General features: G+C 75.0%; 1 protein-coding gene and 1 pseudogene. Both read right to left on the bottom strand.

Annotated features, from left to right (window positions below; genetic code table 11):
• Positions 1–214 (bottom strand): annotated as a pseudogene (locus AB0O00_RS39645) (protein phosphatase); the annotation flags it as partial.
• Positions 215–492: 278 nt separating this feature from the next.
• Positions 493–1,368 (bottom strand): LuxR C-terminal-related transcriptional regulator (locus AB0O00_RS39650; RefSeq protein ID WP_363659522.1); only part of this gene is annotated, 876 nt, incomplete at its 5' end.

A 1,368-nucleotide genomic window follows, 5' to 3' on the forward strand; every position in this document is an offset into this window, starting at 1 on the left:
CGTCGGCGCGGTCGGCGGGGAGGCGGAAGTCGGGCCAGCGCACCCAGCGGGCCTCCCACGGGACGGGCGCGGGGCGGCGGCCGAGGAGGTAGAGCGCGAAGTCGGGGGCGGGGCCTGGCGGCAGTGGACGGGTCAGGCCCCGGCCGCGCAGGAGGCGGCCGGACGGGAGCCGGAGGATGCCGGGGGCGGTCGGGTTCCACGTTGTCTCGGGCACGTCATCCCTTCGGATTTTCGCTTGTGCTGGAGCGAGGCTGGCGATTTTAATCGTCGGCAGGGTCGCTGTCCGGCCCCTTATCGAGGGAGATGTCCATGATTGCGCACCCCCCTTCTCCGGTCCCCTCCGCCACCTCGCACTCCGCCACCTCGCACTCCGGCTCCGGCTCCAACGACACCGGCTGGAACGTCGTGCCGGGTGCGGCCCGCTGAACCACCGAAGCGCTGAACCACCGAAGCGCTGAACCACTGAAACGCTGAACCACTCCTGAGCGTCGGTCACGACGCGACGTACAGCCCCGGCGCCGTCGGCATCCCGGCGCGGTGGGCGAGGGCGGCGGCCTCGCCCCGGGAGGCGACACCCAGTTTCGCCAGGATGTTCGCGACGTGGAACTTCACCGTCGACTCGCTGATGTGCAGCTCCCGGGCGATCTCGCGGTTGCGCCGGCCCCGCGCCACCTGGTCCAGGACCTCCAGCTCACGCGGCTGAAGACCGTCCAGCGGATCCGCGGCCACGGCCGGTCCCGCGGCCACCAGCGGCAGGTCCACCGTCACCGTGCTGCCCCAGCCGGGCACGGCCTCCACGCCGGCCCGGCCGCCGAGGGCGGCGATCCGGTCGGCGGTGCGGTGCACGGCGAGGGCGTCGGCGGCGAGCAGGCCCGGGCCGTCGTCCCGGACCACCGCCCGCAGCACGTCGCCGGTGAACGTCCAGCTCACGTGGAGCCGCGTCACCCCGTCCTGGTCGAGCATGGTGAGGACGGCCGCCCGGACGGCGTCCCGGGCGGTGTGCGCGGTGTCCGCGGGGACGGACCTGGCGGACTCCGCCGGGGGCACCAGGTCCAGCCGGACCCGGCCGTGCCGCAGCAACGGACGCAGTTCCTCGGCGAGCCGGGCGAACGCGGTGTCGGCCGGCTCCTCGCTGAGCGTCCGGTCGAGCTCGGCGCCCGCGCGCAGGTCCAGCAGGGCCGTCACGGCCAGTTCGGTGGCGCTGCGCCGCGCGGTCGCGTCGTCCAGGGCGGGCGAGCGCAGCGGCCCCAGGATCGCGGTGAGCGCGGCGCCGTGCATGCCGGTGAACTCGCCGATGGCCAGGTGGAAGCGGGAGTCGAGCTGGCGGTAGTGCTCCGCCGGGGCCGCCTCCAGCTCGGTCAGCCGGCC

Source organism: Kitasatospora sp. NPDC093558 (assembly GCF_040683475.1).
GTDB lineage: Bacteria > Actinomycetota > Actinomycetes > Streptomycetales > Streptomycetaceae > Kitasatospora.